Here is a 21,073-nt window from a genome sequence, read left to right as displayed (position 1 = left end):
GGACTCCTTGCAGGGAACCAACTACAGTTTAAGGTTCAGAAGTAAATTCTACTTCCGTTCACATCGCTTTTGCAGAAGCGATAGTAGATAAAATAACATTAAAATTATCTGAACTTTAACATATTTTGGTCTCAACTGCAAGGAATTGATAGGAATTTATCATAACTTGAGGAGAGGATCATTATGGAAAAAACAATAAAAATTTGTCGCCCTTATATTACAGTTAAAGGTGTTCGGAAATACGCTAAAGATCAAGGTCTTAAAGCCTTTTGTTGGGATGTATCTATAGAAAAACATCAAGCTTTCCTTGAGGAAAAAGCACAAGAAAAGCAAAAATCTGAACCAAATAAAGTCGATAAAAAGTAGCAAATAATTATCATATGAGCTAATTGTGGACGGTTAGTTCTTTTTAAACTGTTAGATTAAAAGGAGCTGAGTATTTTGGGTAAGAATCAACACGTAACACCTAAAGATGGTATGTGGCAAGTTAAAGGCGCTGGTAATTCACGCGCAACTAGTATCCATCAAACACAACAACAAGCAATTAAAGCAGCGCAGAGTATTGCTAAAAATCAAAAAAGTGAGCTGTTCATTCATAATCGTGAAGGCCAAATTCGTGAAAGAAATAGTTATGGCAATGACCCATATCCACCGAAGGGGTGATAAATTATGCAATTTTTACACAAACGAATGTTTCTTCGAGAAGGACAAAGAGTTCGAGTAACATTAAATCGGCCGGCGAATGTAAAATTTATGAGTGATAGTAATTTTAGTAATTATAGAAATGGGCGTAAACATAGTTATTTTTATGGACAAGTGATTAATAATACTGTAATAATACCTGCATCCTCAACAGGTATGTGGAATATTACAATAGATTTAGGACTTGCAGGTGGATCGATACGACATTCTATTGAAATTATTTAATTGAAACTTATAAAAGGTTATAGATTCGTAGTGTATAACCTATTATCTATAAGAAATGGGTGAATGATTTGCCAACGTCTTCGACTATCGCTAATACCGTTTTAAGGAAAAAGAAAGAATTATCTAAATTACAATCAGATAAAGCTTCAGAAATAAAAAAAGTTGCTGATTTAGAAAAGAAAATTACTTTTGCGAGAAAGAGTATTCTAAGAACCAAAAATAGCTCAACAATTCAATCTAAAACACGGGAAATAGAAAGGTATAATACTCAATTAAGTAAAGTAAGTCAAAAAATTTCAGGTATTGAAAAAAAGATAGCTCAGAAATCTACTGAAATATCTGCTGAAGAAAGTAAATTACATCGTGAAGAATCGAGGGAAATAAAAAAAAGAATGGAATTTGAAAAAAAACAGCTTTCTGAAATTGAGAATATGCAAGTTTCTATTTCTAAGCATGAACAGCTCCATCATCAAACTCAAACGGAAATAGCTGAGCTAAAAAATATACCTGAAAAGATTACGGTACTATTTATAGCGTCTAATCCATTAGATTCACATCCTTTAAGATTAGATGAAGAAGCTAGAGAAATAGAAACTAAAATTAGACAATCTGAATATAGGAATTCTATAGAGTTTGTAACAAAATGGGCAGCTAGACCATTAGATATTCTACAGGGAATAAATGAAATAAATCCTACTATAATTCATTTTAGTGGGCATGGTTCAGATGAAGATCAATTAGTTTTACAAGACAACGCAGGTAATGCAAAGTTTGTTTCTAAAGAAGCTATTGTTCAATCGATGGTTACTACTTCCGATGATATAAAATTGGTTTTCTTTAATACTTGTTTCTCATATAATCAGGCTTACTCAGTTACAGAATATTTAGATGCTGCGATAGGAATGAATACATCTATAGGAGATGAAGCGGCTAGAGTATTTTCTGCTCAATTTTATTCAGCTTTAGGGTTTGGCTACTCGGTAGAAAAAGCATTTAAACAAGCAAAAGCAGCGTTAATGCTAGAAGGAATTGAAGAAGAAAATACACCTGAGTTATATGGTAAAGAAGGAATTGATTTGAAAAAGTTGATTTTAGTAAAACCATAAAACATTGAAAAAAGGATCTTCTTGATAAGGCAGGATGGCATATGGTATTCAGATGTATTAATAGCTATTAAGTGGCGCGATGACTCAACTAAACCGTAGACGATGAATAAGAAATAGGCTCTAAATGTGTCTTTGAAATATCTAATTTAATATTGATACACATAAAAAACAGACGGTTTAGGAGTGTGATAATTCACCTTTAATTGACCGTCTGTTTTTATTGTTATTTTAGATTTAAAAAATCTTTAGGAAAATTAAAAATTATTACTCACTAAAACTTTAAATTTTTGGAAGCTATATAGAGCTATTGTTTAATACATAAAATGGTGGAATTAGCATTAGAGGTTAGCTTTTTGCATCGATTCATCTCACCAGTAGACGAGAATATTAGATTTAATATGCTATTACATAAATTTCGGAGAGTTCTTGGTTGGAGGATAAGAAAAACAAAAAATATCGATAATTTTAGGTTATTTAAAAATTATAGAAGGTTATAAAAATACAAAATTTAAATGTGGTAAAATTAAATGGAACTATTTTTGGAAATTAATTTTTTGGTTGTAATCACTAAACTAAAAATATCAAGATAGAAGTTATATTTGATGAGAGGGGAAATAAGAAATGAATGAATTTGAACTTCAAGCGGTATCTACTAGTATAGAAAAGGCTTTTAAATCATTACAAAAGAGTGGACGACCTGATATACAAGAAAATGGAAAAAGTATTGTAAAGGATTTATATGTTGATTTATTTAATGATGATTATGTATTAAGACAAGCAAAGGATGAAAACCACACTTTATTTTTAGGGAGAAGGGGTACTGGGAAATCGACAATTTTTATGTCGGCAGAAAAGGAAATTGATAGTACAAAAAATCTTTTTTCTGTATACATAAATCTTCAGACTTGTATAGAAGAATTAGAATCAATAGATACAACAGATAAACTAAAAGAAATCCTTCAAAAGGATATGATGTATAAGAACTTTCTAACAGCAATATTTGAAAAAATGAAAGAAAAGTGTACTAGTTTATTCTCATCAAAGAGAGTCTTTAATGAATTATTCTCTAAAATAGAAAATGGGGAGTATATTGACCCGGAGTTCAGAAGAAAGATTGAAACAGTAAAAAAACAATTAGAACAAACAAATAAGAAAGTTGCAGTAGACACAAATCTAGAGGAAGTAATAAGTGGTTCATTACTACAAGGGAATGGGGAATATGAAAAAATAAAGAGTGATGAAATAACTGAAACTTTCACTAAGAATGAAATTAGAATTTTTTCTGTACATAACATACTAAAAGAATTTACAAAAATATTAAAGTCAAAAGGTAAAGATAAAGTTTATTTATTTTTAGATGATTTTAGTGAATTAAGTAAAGAAAATCAAAAAGTAATTGTAGATTCACTTATAGCACCAATTATAAGTTCTTACAATGATTCTTTCGTAATTAAGTTAGCAGGTTATCCTACAAGAACATATTTAGGGAATATAGATAGTACTAAACTACCTGTTATTTCACTTGATTTTTACGATGCATTTGGTCCTCTATCTTCTACGTATGATAAGGTGGAAAGTACTACAATTAATTATGTACAAAGAACTTTAGAGAAAAGATTAAAATATTATGTGAATCAAGATATAGAATTAGATGATATTTTTGATACCGGTACAGAAAGTTTAAATGAATATCTTACAATGCTATTTTACATATCATCAGGTATACCGAGAGCATTAGGATTTATCTTGAATTATTGCATGTTAAGTAGTATTTCGAAGGGGAAAAAAATTCAGATTGTAGATTTGGAAAATGCTTCATTAAGTTACTTTAATAGAAATATTCTGCCGGATTTTAAGAATGATATAAGATATAAGCAATCATTTTATGATGATGAAGAAGGAATGATTACACAACTAATTCAAAATAAATTTGCTGATGAGATTGTCGAAACCCAGTACCAAACTAAGAGGGATATAGTTAAACTTTATACAAATAATAAATCAAAATTAAAAAAAATATTTATAGATACCATTGAAAGTAAAAGTCGCGCTACCTCTGCTTTATGGGTTCCAACTTCACATTTTAGTATAAGAACTAATAACGATAAGTTATTAAAGACTTTAGAGTTGTATTTTATTGTGACAAAATTTAATGAAGGAAGTCCTAAAGAAGCTGATGGATCAAAGATTTCTTATTTCGGTTTAAACTATGGTTTTTGCATGGAAAAGAAAATAGACTATGGGAGACCTAAACTTAGAAATAGATATGATTATTGGAGACAACCAGAATTTGATTTAGATGAATTTATTAATAATTTTTTCCGGAAAAGTAAAACCAATATATGTGAAAAATGTTCTTATGAGTTTGATGATCAAGATTTAATAATAATAGAGAAACATGGAAGATGTGTTAACTGTGGTCAAAAAATTACTCTTAGGGCTAAAGATGAGTATGTTAGTTTACAAAAAGAACTTCAAGAAAAATGGAAAAATGAATCCCTTCCAGATGTTTGTATGAATATTTTAAGAACTTTGTTTAATGAAAATTCACCAATGACAGCTAAACAATTGGGCGATGTATTAGATAAACACCATTTGGCAATAACAAAGGCTATTGAAAAAATAACTACAGATGAGACAAAATATATTTCTTATTACACTAATGGAAAAAGATATTACTCAATTACTGAGAAAGCTTTGAAAAAATTTTTTAATCAATAAAATTGCATATTAAATGGAGTTGGTAAATTGGTAATAAAAATAATGAAGTAAATAATAAGGTTTTTGAAATCACTGATAAGTATAAGGCTGCTGCGTTGGATTAAGCAAATTAGTTGGTGAGGCTATTAAGCAATCACCTTTATTAAGAGTAATTATTCATCGAAATATCAGCCACAATTAACATTCTGTAAAAGAAGCGAAGCACTTGTTGTAATTAGAGTAAATAATCTAGAATAAAATCTTCGATTGAAGTACGGAAGAAGAAAGCAGAGGTGCATGCTAACATTTTGCTAACGCAATCTGATGAAAAAAGATTAATTATCATGAAAGATGTTACAGTTATGATTTCCATAAACCTTGATTTACCGCACTTTTGGAACACATCGTGATAGATATTACACACTTTCACCTTACGCCAGGAATGATGTAGGCCCGCACGATGCGGGTCAGTCAAGCGTTGCCACACGATGTGGCGAGTTTAGCTTGACTTCCTTTATACATGGACGTGGTGACAAAGGCGTTGCGACAGGACGTCGCGGTTTTAGCCTTTGAACCTTAGTTCGATCTCGGTCATGCGGGCGTTGCCACACGATGTGGCGATCTTAGCCCGCGTTTCTTATACTCAAACCCTTGATAAACAAGCGTTTGTATGTAAGGTGAAAGTGATTTGCTAACATTGTAAGAAAAAAGAAGCGTCTCATGAGTTGAATAAACTTGTGAGACGCTTCTTTTATTTCTTTTGTGATTCACTTAATAAAAGTTACTTATAAAAGTTATTCTTTTGGGAATTATAATGAAAATGGGCTGGCAAAAAATCCCCACTGTACTGTTCAGGCCAAGGAAGCATAAGTTGCTTTTTCATAACTTGTTCTCTTTTTACGAGTATAGGTACTAATTCTCGTTGCGACATTTGAACTAATTGCATTTTTCCTAATTCAATTAGCCTCTTGGTCATTTCACCACCGATTTTACCATTCATTCTAGAAGGTAATTCACCTTTATCAATCAAATCGTAGTTCTCAATTCCGAATTCTGCTGCTATTTCTAATTTCATTTGTTGCAGTTTATTTTGTATCTGGGTCATAATCGCACCTCCCTTTCCATTAATATAAGCAGGTTTTAAAAAAATATCCTCAGCTAGTATATGAGATAAATGAATAACTTTAACAATGGAAATTTGATACGATGACATGATCAAATTATTCCATTTTAGTTTGCCACCTGAATTAAGTTCGATAGCTAATTCATTTGGTATCTACAATATTAATTTCATCCACTAAATCCTAAACTGAATCTAAACAGCGTACAATGACAGCCTCTTCATTGTTGATAAAAGCTGAACAAACAATAAAACCACTTCCCGAGCTTTTGAATATTAAATAGAAAGTCACAAACTATGTCAAAAAACCATCGATAAATAAAGGTATACCATGTTTATTGTACCTATTTTTCGAGAATGCTCCCTAAATCGGTTATACAAATATACTTATTTTAATAAGCATTTAAGAGGTGTGTCGTATAGAATATAAAGGATTTTATAAAGAAATTTATAATCCAAATAGTGTGCGTGACTTAGATATAGAGGGATTGATGGGGAAAATAAAATTTATTCATGGATAGGTGTTATATTAATATAGTTAAGGAAATAGAATCAAATGGCCTAAAAGTTACAAATATATTGTATTTTGTCTTTTATAATAAGATACTCTATAATTATGAACTAGTTTCACAAATAGGGGGGAATTGGATGAAAAAGTTTAGCGTTTTTGCAACATTATTATTAGTTTTACAAGTAGTGTTGCCGTTTTCAACAAATGTTCAAGCAGAGACAACAGAGGAACAACTAAATTATTTAGCACTTGGGGACTCGTTGGCAGCTGGTATGAATGAAAATCATGAAATTGGTTATGGTTATGCAGATTTTATTGCATTACAGTATACAGACGAAGTGAATCAAATTCAGTTCAATAAAGGATTTTCATTCCCAGGTTATACGACAGTGAACGTATTAAATGACATTCAAGCGGATGTAACGAAAAATATTTATGATTTAGATGGACCTTCACAAACTACAACGACAATTCATAAAGCGATTAAACAAGCAGATTTAATTTCGCTTAGTGTTGGTGCAAATGATGTTTTAAAATATGTGAATCGCTCAGAATCAGGACAATTTACTTTTGATTTGCCAGCTGTTTTACAAACAATTCAAACGGTATCAGCAAATTATGAGAAAATTTTTGCTGAAATCAAAAAAATAAATCCAGATGCTGATGTTATCGTTATGGGGCTATATAATCCATATCCATACTTACAAGATGCAGCAATTCAAACACAACTTAATACATTAGTTTCAACGATGAATAATGCCATTAAAGCCGTTGTTGAAAAAAATGAGGGTGTTTTCTCAGAGGTAGCAGATATTATCGCAAGTAATCATTTAGAATACTTACCAAATCCAAATAATGTGCATTTGGGTGAGGCAGGCTATGAAGTGGTTGCCGAAAAAATGATGCTAGATTATGTAACTGCATTTTTAAATGATATTGATTATGATTTTGAGGATATCGTACCAGAAGAAGACATCGATTTTGATTACTTCCCAGATATCTCAAAACATTGGGCACGAGAATATATTATTGCAGCGTATGATTTAGGAATTTTAAAAGGCTATGATGACGGAACATTTAAGCCAAGTGTAAGTATGTCACGTGTACAAGTGGTTTCAGTACTTGCCCGTGCGTTTGACTTAAAAGCTACAACGTCAGCACCATTCAAAGACATTAGTCAATACGATCAACAAACACAAATCGAAGTGGCAGCAGCCTATGAAGCGGGACTAATTAAAGAAAACGGTGGTTCGTTCAATCCTAAAGGTGAATTAACACGTGCTCAATTGGCATTAATGTTACTACGCTTATCCAATAATTTAACGGGAGAAGAATATACGCCAACAGCTTCAATGCCATTTAAAGATATGGCAAAATATGATGACGAAACAAAAACAGCAGTAAACTTTTTGTATGAAAGTGGTATTGTTGAAGGAACAAGTGCAACAACATTTGCTCCAGCAGATAAGGTAACACGTGCGCAATTAGCAAAAATTATTATGTTAGCCTTATCTGAGCAATAATATAAAAATAAAACGAGCGTTGAATGGACGGGGATCCATTCAACGCTCGTTTATTATATCATTGCAAAAACGGGGGTTTTTGCAAAGGGACACACGATTAGTCGTTCCATTTTAAGCCTTCAAAGAAACGATAAATTTCTTCAAATACTAATTCACGCTCTTTCCCTAATGTTAAAATATGGCCAGAGTTAATGAAGGTTTTCACTGACCTGATACGGGAATTAACAGAGTTATAAATTAGGTCTGCACTTTCGCAATAATAGTCATCATCTTCTAATCCACGTAAAATATGTACGGGTGTTTGGATGACATTTAATTTTTCGCTTGTATCGTTTATTAGACTTTGTAAATAATTTAATGAAGGCATTTTAACAAGCTCCGCAATTTTTGAGCGACTATCAACTGATTCATCGTATGTACCAGCTAATTTTTTATAGTTAATTGCATAATCGACGATACGATTTTGCAAGCTATCTGTATTTTTTGACATGGCAGGAGCAGACATGGGAACAATTGCCTTTGTTGGACGTTCTTCACCAAGTTTTAATGAGAAGATTCCACCAAGAGAAACACCAGCCACCGCGATTTCTTCATAACCACGGTTACGAAGTTCATCATAGCCCTCGATAACACTATTCCACCAATCAATTGGACTGGATTGAATCAATAAATCAGGACCACCACCGTGGCCTTTATATAATGGTGCATGTACAGTGTAATTACGATCAGCTAAGTATTTCCCTAAACGTTTTACATCATTTGTGTTACCAGTAAAACCGTGTAGTAATAAAACAGCACGTTTTCCAGCTTCGATTGTAAAAGGTTTCGGCGCGATGAGTTTCATTGTCTGTTAGACCCCTTTGTGAAGTTAATTATGTCAAATTTATAAATTTTTATAAAAATCTATTGTAATTTCAAAAGTAATTTGATATGAAAACTTGTTGCTACCGACTATTATAAAAGGTATAAATGTATAAGTACAATTTATTATTTCTATTGTTTTGATTACAAAAAGTTATTAATGATGTGAGGTATAAAAAATGGAGATTGAACAACTACACTATTTCAAAATCGTTGCTACGATGCAACATATGACACGTGCGGCGGAAGTTTTGTCGATTTCCCAACCGGCGTTAAGTAAGTCAATTTCGAACATTGAGCACGTTTTGGGTGTTCCATTATTTGATCGTGAAGGGCGTTCCATTTATTTAAATCGCTTTGGCCAACTTTTTTTGCAAAGCGTCAACATTATTTTAGACGAATATGAACGAATTAAAGAAGAATTTGAAGATATTATTAAACCAGGTTCAGGAGAAGTATCGTTTGGATTTATTCATACACTTGGTATGGAGATGGTTCCTGAACTCATAGCTACAACATCGAAAATCTTCCCAAATATGCAATTTTCCTTAACTCAAGCGACATCATTAAATTTATTAAAGCGCTTAGAAGAGGGCGCTATTGATTTATGCTTATCGCAAAAAATCGAATCCAAGGTCATTGAAATCGTGACAGAAGAGCTCTTTGTTGAAGAACTTTTTGTTATTGTACCAAATACCCATCCGCTTGCAAAAAGAAAGACAATTCGTTTGGAGGAAATTAAGTCAGAGCCCTTTATCGCGATTAAAAAAGGGAATTCGCTACGTCAATTAGTGGATGAATTTTTCCTAAATGAAGGAATAGAACTCAATACAACATTTGCGGCAGAAGAAATGCATACAGTTGCAGGCTTCGTAAGTGCAGGTATGGGGGTATCACTCATTCCAAATATTAAAGGATTAGATGATTATAAAGTAAAACGGTTGAAAGTGGATCCACCTTGTTATCGTTCTGTTGGGGTTTCATGGGCAAAAAATCGTTATTTACCTCCTGCAGCAATGGAATTCAAACAATACTTAGTGGACTATTTTCAAAATCGAAAAAATCAGACGAATGAAAGCTAGGAGGACTAATAATGGATGAACAACAGTTTGAACGTTTCGTACAAGAGGTGGCACCATTAGAAAGTGTCACGTACTGGCTCACACAATTTGAACAGGCAAAAAGCAAACAAATTCAAGCAATGATAAATGTCGCATTATTATACAAGCAACACAAGAACTATGATGAAATGTATGCATTGTTAGACGAAGCCACTTTAATGGAAGATCCGTATGCATTTTATGAATTAGCCAATTGTTATTTTGAATCGCTCGGTAACAGGGGGAACGAACAACTAGCATTTGAACTTTACGAACGTGCCGCTTTATTAGATCATGCGGATGCAATGAATAATCTCGCAGATATGTATTTTAATGGCGAGGGTACAGAAGTAGATGAACGAAAAGCATTTGAGTGGTTTACAAAAGCAGCTCATGTGGGAGTTGCTGAGGCAAAGTACACGTTAGGGATTATGTACGAACAAGGCATAGGGACAGAACAAAGTGATGAATTCGCGCTACAACATTATGAACAATCCGCAATAGAAGGTTATGCGGAGGCGATGTATCGAATGGGTATGATTTATTTTACGGGGGAGCTTGGACAAAAGCAAAATACAGTACACGCATTTGATTGGTTTTTAAAGGCTGCGGAACAATTTCATGTAGATGCTATTTTTAATGTGGCCTATTGTTATGAAATGGGTGAAGGTACCACACAGAATGAGGAAAATGCGATTCATTATTATAAACAAGCTTCGATGCTCGGAGATTATGAGGCAAGCAATAAATTAGCTGGAATTTATGAACTACGTAAGAGCGAACAAGCAAATAAGTGGCGAAAAAAAGCTATAGAACAATTTAATAATGAAGAAATGTGAGGGAACGTGAATGAAAAGATTTTTTAAATGGTTTGCAATTAGCTTACTTTGTTTAGTCACTGTTAGTGTAGCAGGCATGTATATTTGGTCACAGCAAACGCTTGCGCCAACTAACGAGTTAACTAGTCAAATTAATATAGAAGAAATTGTCGATGACGAAGGGAATGTCATTTTACTACCAAATGATGAAATAAAGGCGGGAATCGTTTTATATCCTGGAGCAAAAGTAGAAAATACTGCGTATAGTTATTACGGGAAAAAGTTGGCGGATGCAGGTTATGCTGTGTTCATTCCCAAGTTACGTCTGAATTTCGCCATTATGGATCAAGATGCAGCAGCAAACTTTATCGAGCACTATCCAGAAATCAAAACTTGGTATGTAGGCGGCCATTCGTTAGGCGGTGTAGCAGCGTCATCATTTGCGAATGAAAATGCATCCGTGAAAGGTTTAATTTTACTGGCTTCTTATCCAAGCAATGGAACAAATCTATCAGACGAATCACTTAATGTTATTTCAATATATAGTGAAAAAGATGGACTCACAGAAATATCTGATATAGAAAATTCAAAAAGTAGGTTACCTTTGACTGCAAAGTATGTAGAAATAACGGGTGGTAATCACGCTCAATTTGGAATTTATGGGGAACAAAAAGGGGATAAACAAGCGGATATATCCGCTTTAGACCAACAAAATAAAATGGTTGAAGAGACATTACTTTGGTTGGAAAATAACGGTTAATTTAGAATGGATTAAGAAGGTTTAAAATAATTTATGAATAGGAATTATATTGTTATAAGAGATGAATAGGGAGGAAAGGTTATTATGTTCATGTTACGGTCAACCTCATTAGAGGGGGAAATGATTATATTAATGAAGAAAGTTTCGGGATTATAATAGTAAGACATATTATAATTTACTTTTTTTGTAAAATATTTTATACTATTAATAGGTATTTTTTTTGAATATTTCATCATATAGTTTTTGTAGCTTTTGGTTTAGGTGTTAATTAAATACATGAAAAACAAAGATATTTCTATTAGGAATAGACTAGGTTCAAGGAGACAAAAGTAGTACGAAAGCATAAGTTCTTTTGATTCTTAGTACCGCGAGTTTCATTCAGAGGAATGCTTCTTTATAATAGAAATGTTGATAAAAAAATGGTGAACAAGATATTTAGTGACATAAACGTGTTAGCTAAATAGCAACTAAGACATCTTAGGCAATCGCAAATTTTGTATTACAAGATTACTATATTTTTAACTACTAACTTAGTATATCTAAATTATTCAACTTATAAAAGGAAGAGCAATACGAATAAGGCGAGGTTGAGCATGTTTTTTAAAAAAAAGGAAGATACTAATCAAGAAATATCGATTCAGGATGTAAAGGTAAGACTTGAATATTCAGAGGGATCATCGATAAAAAAACAAATTAAAATGTTAAATTTAACAGAACAAGATTTAAAATATTTAAAAGTATTTAAACCGCATGTGGACCAAAATATTGACCAAATTGTGGATACTTTTTATCGTAATTTAGGAATGGAAGCTAGCTTAATTCAAATTATTAACGAGCACAGTTCAGTGGATCGTTTAAAAGTTACATTGAAACGTCATATTTGTGAAATGTTTGACGGACAAATTGATGAAGTATATTTTATGAAACGCAAAAAAATTGCAAAAGTTCATGTTCATATTGGATTAAAAACAAAATGGTATATCGGTGCGTTCCAAAGTCTATTAATTGATTTTATTCGTATAATAAAGACGGAAATTCCAAATGTTGAACAGCGTTTTAATACAATTGAAGCGATTTCGAAAATTATAAATTTCGAGCAGCAAGTAGTTTTAGAAGAGTATGAAGATGTTGTGGATCGTATGAAAGAAAAGCTAGAAGGAGAAAAAAATAGTGTAAGTAATTTAATTATCGAATCTTCTTCTAATTTAGCTGCCATTTCCGAAGAGACAAACGCTTCGTTCCAACTACTAACGGATCAGTCTGATATTATGCTTTCTTATGCGAAAAAAGCAATTGAGCTTTCAGATGTTGCGACGGATCAGGCAAATAATGGTAAAGTTCAAATCCGGCAGCAAGCCATTAGCATGGATGCGATTCAAGATTCCGTTGTCGTTATTTCAGAGGAAATTGACAAACTAGCGGAAATTTCAAAAGAGATGGAATTGACGATGGGGATTGTAACAAATATCGCCAACCAAACGAATTTGTTAGCGTTAAATGCAGCTATTGAAGCGGCCCGTGCTGGAGAAGCGGGAAAAGGCTTTGGGGTTGTTGCCGGTGAAGTAAGGAAGTTATCAGAGCAAACGAAGCAATCGGCGATTAATGTTGAAGAGCTCCTTCAAAATACCAATATGCGTACGACAAAACTACTTGAATCATTAAAAGAAATTAAAGAATCGGTTCAAATAGGTGAGTCAAGTATGAAGGGTACAGAAGAACAGTTCTCAGCCATTCTAGAATCGATGGTTGAAACGAAAGAACAAAATAATTTAGTAGAACAAGAAGTAGAGCAAATCGGTTTAACCATAGGAGAACTTGGTCGTGCATTTGATGAAGTCACACATGCAGCCGATACATTAGCTACGGTTTCACAAAACTTAGAAAACTAAATGTAATAAAAAATTAGGGTATTTTATGCTCTAATTTTTTTGCTTTCTTTCGTTATAAATTTGTAATATCCTTCAGGTTCAAATCGATTAAAAAAAGATTATACTAAAAGTAGAGATTACTGAACGAAGTGGGAGATGGACAGATGAAAACAGTAGTAGTTGTAGGCGGCGGTATTACAGGTCTTTGCACAATGCATTATTTAAAACGCCTAATGAGTGAAAAGCAGATTGACGCGCGACTTGTATTGGTGGAAAAAAATAGTTATTTAGGTGGGAAGCTTCATTCGGAGCATGCAGCAGGCTTTATTATGGAAACAGGCGCAGATTCAATGGTAGCTCGTCATCCGAGTGTTTTAGAACTTGTGAAGGAACTTGATTTTGAATCGCAGCTTGTTTATAACGAAACTGGAATTTCTTATATTCATACGAATAATGAATTACATGCGATTCCAGCAGGTTCAACATTTGGCATTCCTATGAGTGTAGAGTCCTTACAATCAAGCACACTGATTTCAGAAGAAGGGAAAAAACGTGCGCTACAAGATTTAGAATTGCCAAATACGAATTTTACTAAAGAAAGCTCGATTGGCACATTTTTAGAATTCTTTTTAGGTGAAGAAATTGTCAAAAAACAAATTGCACCCGTATTAGCTGGTGTTTATTCAGGGGATTTATATCAATTAAGCTTAGCTTCAACATTGCCTTATTTAGTGGATTATAAAAACAATTACGGTTCGATTATTAAGGGCTTTGAAGCAAACCGCGCACAATTTGAAAAAGCAGCAAATAAAAAATTCATTTCATTCCAAAACGGGTTATCGGCGATTATCGATCGCTTAGAAGAGATGTTGCCAGAAGTAGAAATCAAAAAAAATACTGAAACGAAGCAAATTAACAAGCAAGGTGCGCAATATGAAGTTGTGCTACAAGATGAAACGATTTTAGCGGATGTTGTCGTACTTGCTGTGCCAAATGAAACGGTGAAAAAAGTAGTAGATGATGAACAGCTAGAGCAACAATTCCAAAAATTCACGACAGCATCAGCGATTACAATGTATGTAGGTTTTGACGTGCCAGACAGTGTCTTACCTGCAGATGGAACAGGCTTTATCGTTTCACATAATAGCGATTTAGTATGTAATGCCTCAACATGGACAAGCCGTAAATGGAAGCATACATCTGCTGAAGGAAATTTACTCGTACGATTATTTTATAAAAACATTAACCCGCGTTACGAAGAGCTTGCCGCGATGAATGAGGAAGAACTGACTAAAGTCGCCCTAGAAGATATTCGATTAAGCCTAGGTATTCAAGCAGAGCCAATCGTTGTCAATGTAACAAAATGGATCAATCAAATGCCGCGCTATGACTTAGCACACAATGAGGCATTAAGTGTTGTGGTAAAAGACTTAGAAGCACGTTATCCGAATTTATTATTAGCAGGCTGCTCTTATTTTGGGGTCGGCATTGGGGCATGTATTGAAAATGGAAAAAATACGGCACAACAAATTATTAGTCGAATTCAGTAAAGAAATGCTTCATTCTGTTAAAGGGTATTGACGTTCGTTGTGGTTAACGATATGATTCTTTTAATTATTTGAATAATTCATAAAATTTCTTATCAAGAGAAGTCGAGGGACTGGCCCAGTGAAACTTCAGCAACCAACGTAAGTCAGGTGCTAAATCCAGTTGGCAAGTAGCCAAACAGATGAGAGGGAACTTAAATTTACAATAGTGAACCTTCTTTTATTTTTAAAAGAAGGTTTTTTTATATCTTCAGAAGTCTGAAAATACTGTGAATAATGGAGTGAGAGCAATGGGTTTACTAGAGGAGTTAAAAACGCGCGTATTAACGGCAGATGGTGCAATTGGAACATTGTTATATTCTTACGGATTAGATTATTGTCATGAGGAAATGAACATTATCCGCCCGGAAATTGTTGAGAAAATTCATGGTGAATACATTGCTGCTGGTGCAGACATTATTCAAACGAATACATACGGGGCCAATGCCATTAAGCTCGCTCGTTATGGCTATGAGGGGCGTGTGGCAGAATTCAATTCAGCGGCTCTAGAAATTGCGAAGCGCGCTGCAACACCAGGTGGTCAATTCGTTTTAGCAACAATCGGAGGGATTCGTGGCGTTCGTAAAAGCGAAGCGACGTTAGAAGAAATTTTAGCTGCCTTTAGGGAACAAGCGGAAACACTGTTAGCAGGTGCGCCTGATGGATTTTTATTAGAAACGTATTATGACTTTGAAGAAATTTCTCATTGCGTAAATTTACTTCGGACGTTAACAGACTTGCCGATTATTGCGCAAGTGACGATGCAAGAACCAGGAGTATTACAAAACGGGATGTCATTAAATGAAGCACTACAAGATTTAGAACGGCTTGGTGCCGATATCGTCGGAAGTAACTGTCGCTTAGGCCCCTTCCATACAATTCAAGCATTTGAAACGGTAAATCTTCCAAAGACTGCGTACTTATCCGCTTATCCGAATGCATCGTTACTTGATGTAGAGGATGGACGCGTTGTCTATGAGTCAGAAACCGATTATTTTGCCCGTGCTGCCGTTGAATTAGTAAACCAAGGTGTGCGCTTAATCGGAGGCTGCTGTGGGACGACACCAAAGCATATTGCAGCGGTAAAACAGCGTTTGGTGAATATCGTGCCCATCGAAACGAAGGAATTAAAACCAGGGCGTACGGAATTTGTGCGTGTTGCAGAGCCCCGCAAGCAAGAGCCATTACATGTAAAAGCGAAGCGTGAACGTTCGGTTATTGTGGAACTGGATACACCACGCCATTTAGAAATTGAAGGCTTTGTAGAAGGTGCAAAAAAATTAGCAAGTGCAGGCGCGGACGTGATTATGATGGCTGATAATTCGCTTGCCTCACCGCGCATTAGTAATATTGCGATGGCTGCCATTTTAAAAGAGCACGGGATTCGTTCGCTGCCCCATTTGACATGCCGCGATCGAAATTTAATCGGATTGCAATCACACTTGATGGGGCTCAATGCACTCGAATTGCATGACATTTTAGTGGTAACCGGTGACCCGACAAAGGTGGGGGATTTCCCTGGTGCGACGAGTGTGTATGATGTGTCATCAATGGAGCTGATTACATTAGTGAAGCAGTTAAATGAAGGCGGATCCTTTACGGGAAAGACGTTACGAAAGCAAGCAAACTTTTCAGTAGCAGCTGCATTTAACCCAAACGTTCGTGTGCTTGATCGTGCAGTGGCTAGACTTGAAAAGAAAATTGAACATGGGGCAGACTATTTTATTTCACAGCCTGTGTATTCAAAAGAAAAAATTGTTGAAATTTATGAGGCAACCAAGCATTTGGAGACGCCCATTTATATAGGAATTATGCCACTGACGTCTTCTCGTAGTGCCGAGTTTTTACACCATGAAGTACCAGGTATTAAATTATCAGATGAGGTTTTAGCGCGAATGGCTGCTTGTGGAGAAGATAAGGAAGTTGCAACAAAGGAAGGCATCAAAATTGCCAAAGAGTTACTGGATACTGCGTGTCAGTATTTCAATGGGATTTACTTAATCACACCATTTTTACGTTACGATATGACGCTTGAATTAATGGATTACGTTAACCAATTCGATGCTAACAATAAAGGAGTTCAGTCAAATGCTTAATCATCCAATTCATGAGCAATTACAAAAAAGAATACTAATCATCGATGGTGCCATGGGGACGATGCTTCAAAATGAAAATTTAACCTATGAGGATTTTGGTGGAGAACCATTAGATGGTTGTAATGAAAATTTAGTCTTAACACGTCCAGACGTTTTAGAGAAAATTCACCGCGCGTATTTAGAGGCTGGTGCAGACATTATTTGTACAAATACATTTGGCGGAACACCGCTTGTATTAAATGAATATGATTTAGGTGAAAAGGCAGTTGAAATTAATCAGCGTGCCGTTGAACTTGCACTGGCTGCTGCAAAAGAATTTTCAACTCCAGAATGGCCACGCTTTGTTGCGGGTGCCATGGGACCGACGACTAAAACCTTATCCGTCACAGGTGGTATTACATTTGAAGAACTTGAACAAAATTTTTATGTGCAAGCTAAGGCCTTAGTAGAAGCAGGAGCGGATTTACTTCTTCTTGAAACATCCCAAGATATGCTAAATGTAAAGGCGGGAACGCTTGCAATTCGCCGCGCATTTGATGAAGTTGGAAAAGAGCTGCCTGTTATGATTTCAGGAACGATTGAACCGATGGGCACAACGCTTGCTGGACAATCCATTGAAGCGTTTTATATTTCAATTGAGCATATTCAACCGTTATCAGTTGGCTTAAATTGTGCGACAGGGCCGGAATTTATGACCGATCATATCCGTTCATTAGCAGAACTTTCAAATGGTTATATTAGTTGTTACCCGAATGCAGGCTTACCTGATGAGGAAGGCTGCTATCACGAAACACCAGAATCATTATCGAAAAAGCTAACGGGCTTTGCGGAAAAAGGATGGTTAAATATAGTAGGAGGTTGCTGCGGGACAACACCTGCGCATATCGCGGCGATTCGAGAAGCACTTGCAGAAGTTGCGCCACGTAAGCCCAAACAAAATACACATGGTCATGTCGTATCAGGGATTGAGCCCCTTCAATATGATGATTCCATGCGCCCGTTATTTATCGGCGAACGTACGAATGTGATCGGCTCACGCAAATTTAAAAACTTAATTATTGATGGCAAGTTTGAAGAGGCTGCTGAAATTGCACGTGCTCAAGTGAAAAACGGTGCGCATGTCATCGATATTTGTTTAGCGAATCCAGACCGCGATGAAGTAGAAGATATGAAAAACTTCATGCAGGAAGTCGTGAAAAAAGTAAAAGTACCACTCGTGATTGACTCAACAGATGAGCAAGTAATGGAAACTGCGTTAAAGTTCTCACAAGGAAAAGCAATTATCAACTCGATTAACCTAGAAGATGGGGAAGAGCGTTTTGATGCGGTGATGCCACTTGTGAAAAAGTACGGGGCAGCACTTGTTGTCGGAACGATTGACGAGATTGGTATGGCGGTTACGCGTGAGAAAAAATTAGAAGTCGCCAAGCGTTCGTATCAATTACTAACCGAAAAATGGGGCATGTCTCCAGAAGATATTATCTTTGATCCACTAATGTTCCCAGTCGGTACAGGGGACGAGCAATACATCGGCGCGGCAGAAGAAACCATTGAAGGTATTCGTTTAATTAAAGAACAGTTACCAGGCTGTTTAACGGTGCTTGGGGTAAGCAATGTATCATTCGGGTTACCTCCAGTAGGACGAGAAGTGTTGAATGCAGTGTATTTATATCACTGTACACAAGCAGGGCTAGACTACGCGATTGTGAATACTGAAAAATTAGAGCGCTACGCCTCGATTCCGGAAGAGGAAATTAAACTTGCAAATGATTTAATTTTTAATACAAGTGATGAAACACTTGCGGTATTTACGGACTTTTATCGTGGTAAAAAGAAGGATGCAGTTGAAAAAAAACTCCCTGCAACGGTGGAAGAGCGTTTAGCGTATTATATTTTAGAAGGCACAAAAGAAGGTCTTATTGACGATTTAAATAAAGCGCTAGAAACTTTCGACACACCACTGGAAATCATTAATGGCCCGTTAATGGAAGGAATGGCTGAGGTCGGTCGCTTATTTAATGCCAATCAGCTAATTGTTGCCGAAGTGTTGCAAAGTGCGGGTGTCATGAAAGCGGCAGTTGCACATTTAGAACAGTTTATGGAAAAAGGCGAATCCAGTTCAAGTAAAGGAACAATGGTATTAGCGACAGTGAAAGGCGACGTGCATGACATCGGCAAAAACTTAGTCGATATTATTTTAAGTAATAATGGGTATCGCGTTGTAGACTTAGGCATTAAAGTAACGCCAGCCCAATTAATCGAAGCGATTCGTAAAGAGAAGCCAGATTTCATCGGGTTATCAGGATTACTCGTGAAATCGGCACAACAAATGGTCATCACGGCACAAGACTTTAAGGAAGCAGGTATTGATGTGCCAATTTTTGTAGGGGGTGCCGCATTATCACGCCGCTTTACAGAAACAAAAATTGCAGATCAGTATGATGGACCGGTTATTTATTCAAAAGATGCGATGCAAGGATTAGAGCAGGCGAATCGTTTAATGAACCCAAAAGAGCGTGATCAGCTTTTGCATGAACTTCAAGAATCTCGAGAAAAGCGTATCGAATCCGATGCAAAACGCGCGGCTCGTCCAGTGGTTGAAGTAAGCGAAAAACCAGTCCGAACAGTAGGAGATGCACCGGTAATCACGCCGAAGGATTTAGCCCGCCATATTAAACGGAATTACTCAATTGCGCATTTGCACCCCTATGTAAATATGCGTACATTAATCGGACATCATTTAGGCTTGAAAGGCAATTTAGAGCAGCTACTCGCTGATCAAGATGGACGTGCAGTACAGCTAAGTGAATTAGTAACCGAGTATTTAAGTGGAGACACGTTAAAAGCATCAGGCATGTATCAATTTTTCCCTGCACAAGCAGATGGAGACGATGTAGTCATTTACAGCCCAGAAGATCAAAAAACAGAAATTAAACGTTTCACATTCCCGCGCCAGCAAGTAGCACCATTCCTTTGTTTGGCGGACTTCTTAAAGCCAGTTGATAGTGGGAAAATGGACTATGTTGCACTAATGCTCGTATCAGCAGGTTACGGTGTCAGCGAAAAAGCGCGCCAATTAAAAGAAGCAGGGAAGTTTTTAGAAAGCCATGCACTACAAGCAACTGCGCTCGAACTTGCCGAAGGTTTTGCTGAACGTATTCACCAAGAAATTCGTGACCAGTGGGGCTTCCCAGATGCGACAGATTTCACGATGCGCGACCGCTTTGCAGCGAAATACCAGGGGCAGCGCTTTAGCTTTGGCTATCCAGCGTGTCCAAATTTAGAGGATCAAGAAAAGTTATTTGACCTCTTGAAGCCAGAAGATATCGGTGTACAATTGACAGAAGGCTTTATGATGGAACCAGAAGCAAGTGTATCAGCGATTGTTTTTGCACATCCGGATGCACGTTACTTTAATGTGTAATAAAATTGAGCCGTCTTACCAAATAGGTAAGGCGGCTTTCTATCCTGAGGAGGAACTGGAATGATTCGACAAGCAACTGCAGCCGATGTAGAAATGATTTTAGAAATTTTTAACGACAATATAGTAAATTCTACAGCGATTTATATGTATAAGGAGCAAACCTTAGAGCAACGTATGGCATGGTTTGAAGCGAAAAAACAAGCTGGTGAACCGTTATTTGTTTATGAAGAGAACGGGGAAGTGGCAGGCTACGCAACATATGGTTCATTCCGTCCCTACCCTGCGTTTCATTACACGGTAGAACATTCAGTTTATGTGCATAAAAATCATTACAAAAAGGGTATCGCAAGTAAACTAATGTATGAACTAATCGACTATGCACGTACACATGACGTAAAAACGATGGTCGCTTGCATCGACAAAGAAAATGAAGCGAGTCTTTACATTCATGAAAAATTAGGCTTTACATACAGCGGTACGATACGAAATGCGGGTTATAAATTTGATCGGTGGTTAGATTTAGTATTTTATCAACTAGATTTAGAAGGACCAAAAAATCCGCAAGAAAATGAGTAGTATAACAAATTGTCACCTGGTCATATGACATCTGTCATAAAAAAGTTATGATGTTTGAGCATTTTTCTAAATCCTCAAATTGATTACGATAAACGTA

At 35.7% G+C, this 21,073-nt stretch carries 16 protein-coding genes and 1 riboswitch; of the genes, 14 read left to right on the top strand and 2 right to left on the bottom strand.

Going from position 1 to position 21,073, the window contains the following annotated elements:
- Positions 1 to 183: 183 nt before the first annotated feature.
- The 5 genes from DCE79_RS16715 (at position 184) to DCE79_RS16695 (ending at position 4,754) form a co-directional block, all read left to right on the top strand.
- Positions 184 to 366: a hypothetical protein gene (locus tag DCE79_RS16715; protein WP_108714091.1), complete on the top strand. Its 183-nt coding sequence runs from the start codon at positions 184 to 186 to the stop codon at positions 364 to 366.
- 72 nt (positions 367 to 438) lie between these two features.
- Entirely contained in the window at positions 439 to 663 is a 225-nt protein-coding gene (locus DCE79_RS16710; RefSeq protein ID WP_369916821.1) for a DUF2188 domain-containing protein, read from the top strand.
- A 6-nt stretch (positions 664 to 669) separates the two neighbouring features.
- On the top strand, positions 670 to 927 hold the full coding sequence (locus tag DCE79_RS16705) for a DUF1883 domain-containing protein (protein WP_108714089.1): 258 nt from the start codon (positions 670 to 672) through the stop codon (positions 925 to 927).
- A gap of 59 nt (positions 928 to 986) precedes the next feature.
- On the top strand, positions 987 to 2,033 hold the full coding sequence (locus tag DCE79_RS18810; protein WP_234417284.1) for a CHAT domain-containing protein: 1,047 nt from the start codon (positions 987 to 989) through the stop codon (positions 2,031 to 2,033).
- Between the two features lie 621 nt (positions 2,034 to 2,654).
- Complete coding sequence (locus tag DCE79_RS16695; RefSeq protein WP_108714087.1) at positions 2,655 to 4,754, top strand: hypothetical protein; 2,100 nt, start codon at positions 2,655 to 2,657, stop codon at positions 4,752 to 4,754.
- 760 nt (positions 4,755 to 5,514) lie between these two features.
- Here the strand turns inward: DCE79_RS16695 and DCE79_RS18905 are convergent.
- Entirely contained in the window at positions 5,515 to 5,946 is a 432-nt protein-coding gene (locus tag DCE79_RS18905) for an alpha/beta-type small acid-soluble spore protein (protein ID WP_304598429.1), read from the bottom strand.
- Positions 5,947 to 6,501: 555 nt separating this feature from the next.
- On the opposite strand from DCE79_RS18905, the gene DCE79_RS16685 reads away from it, so the two are divergent.
- Positions 6,502 to 7,887: an S-layer homology domain-containing protein gene (locus tag DCE79_RS16685; protein WP_108714086.1), complete on the top strand. Its 1,386-nt coding sequence runs from the start codon at positions 6,502 to 6,504 to the stop codon at positions 7,885 to 7,887.
- Between the two features lie 97 nt (positions 7,888 to 7,984).
- Here DCE79_RS16685 and DCE79_RS16680 read toward each other — a convergent pair whose 3' ends face one another.
- A complete protein-coding gene (locus DCE79_RS16680) occupies positions 7,985 to 8,731 on the bottom strand; it encodes an alpha/beta hydrolase (RefSeq protein WP_108714085.1) in 747 nt (248 codons plus the stop codon).
- 196 nt (positions 8,732 to 8,927) lie between these two features.
- Here DCE79_RS16680 and DCE79_RS16675 point away from each other — a divergent pair, with 196 nt between their 5' ends.
- From DCE79_RS16675 to DCE79_RS16640, 8 genes are all read left to right on the top strand, one after another.
- Positions 8,928 to 9,830 carry a LysR family transcriptional regulator gene (locus tag DCE79_RS16675; RefSeq protein ID WP_108714084.1) on the top strand — a complete coding sequence of 301 codons (903 nt, stop codon included), beginning with the start codon at positions 8,928 to 8,930 and terminating at the stop codon, positions 9,828 to 9,830.
- Between the two features lie 11 nt (positions 9,831 to 9,841).
- On the top strand, positions 9,842 to 10,687 hold the full coding sequence (locus DCE79_RS16670; RefSeq protein WP_108714083.1) for a tetratricopeptide repeat protein: 846 nt from the start codon (positions 9,842 to 9,844) through the stop codon (positions 10,685 to 10,687).
- A 10-nt stretch (positions 10,688 to 10,697) separates the two neighbouring features.
- Positions 10,698 to 11,426, top strand: coding sequence for an alpha/beta hydrolase (locus tag DCE79_RS16665; RefSeq protein WP_108714082.1), 729 nt, complete (start codon positions 10,698 to 10,700; stop codon positions 11,424 to 11,426).
- 593 nt (positions 11,427 to 12,019) lie between these two features.
- Positions 12,020 to 13,315 carry a globin-coupled sensor protein gene (locus tag DCE79_RS16660; RefSeq protein ID WP_108714081.1) on the top strand — a complete coding sequence of 432 codons (1,296 nt, stop codon included), beginning with the start codon at positions 12,020 to 12,022 and terminating at the stop codon, positions 13,313 to 13,315.
- 143 nt (positions 13,316 to 13,458) lie between these two features.
- Positions 13,459 to 14,844 (top strand): protoporphyrinogen oxidase, encoded by a 1,386-nt coding sequence (hemG, locus tag DCE79_RS16655; RefSeq protein WP_108714080.1) that lies wholly within the window; start codon positions 13,459 to 13,461, stop codon positions 14,842 to 14,844.
- A gap of 86 nt (positions 14,845 to 14,930) precedes the next feature.
- Positions 14,931 to 15,030, top strand: a riboswitch (SAM riboswitch).
- A gap of 101 nt (positions 15,031 to 15,131) precedes the next feature.
- Positions 15,132 to 16,976: a bifunctional homocysteine S-methyltransferase/methylenetetrahydrofolate reductase gene (locus DCE79_RS16650; RefSeq protein ID WP_108714079.1), complete on the top strand. Its 1,845-nt coding sequence runs from the start codon at positions 15,132 to 15,134 to the stop codon at positions 16,974 to 16,976.
- On the top strand, positions 16,969 to 20,400 hold the full coding sequence (gene metH, locus DCE79_RS16645; RefSeq protein WP_108714078.1) for a methionine synthase: 3,432 nt from the start codon (positions 16,969 to 16,971) through the stop codon (positions 20,398 to 20,400). Before DCE79_RS16650 ends, metH begins: the two co-directional genes overlap by 8 nt.
- A 60-nt stretch (positions 20,401 to 20,460) precedes the next feature.
- Positions 20,461 to 20,976: a GNAT family N-acetyltransferase gene (locus DCE79_RS16640; protein WP_108714077.1), complete on the top strand. Its 516-nt coding sequence runs from the start codon at positions 20,461 to 20,463 to the stop codon at positions 20,974 to 20,976.
- Positions 20,977 to 21,073 lie beyond the last annotated feature (97 nt).

The sequence above is a fragment of the Lysinibacillus sp. 2017 genome, assembly GCF_003073375.1.
Classification (GTDB): domain Bacteria; phylum Bacillota; class Bacilli; order Bacillales_A; family Planococcaceae; genus Solibacillus.
This window is presented reverse-complemented; position numbering and strand designations above follow the sequence as displayed.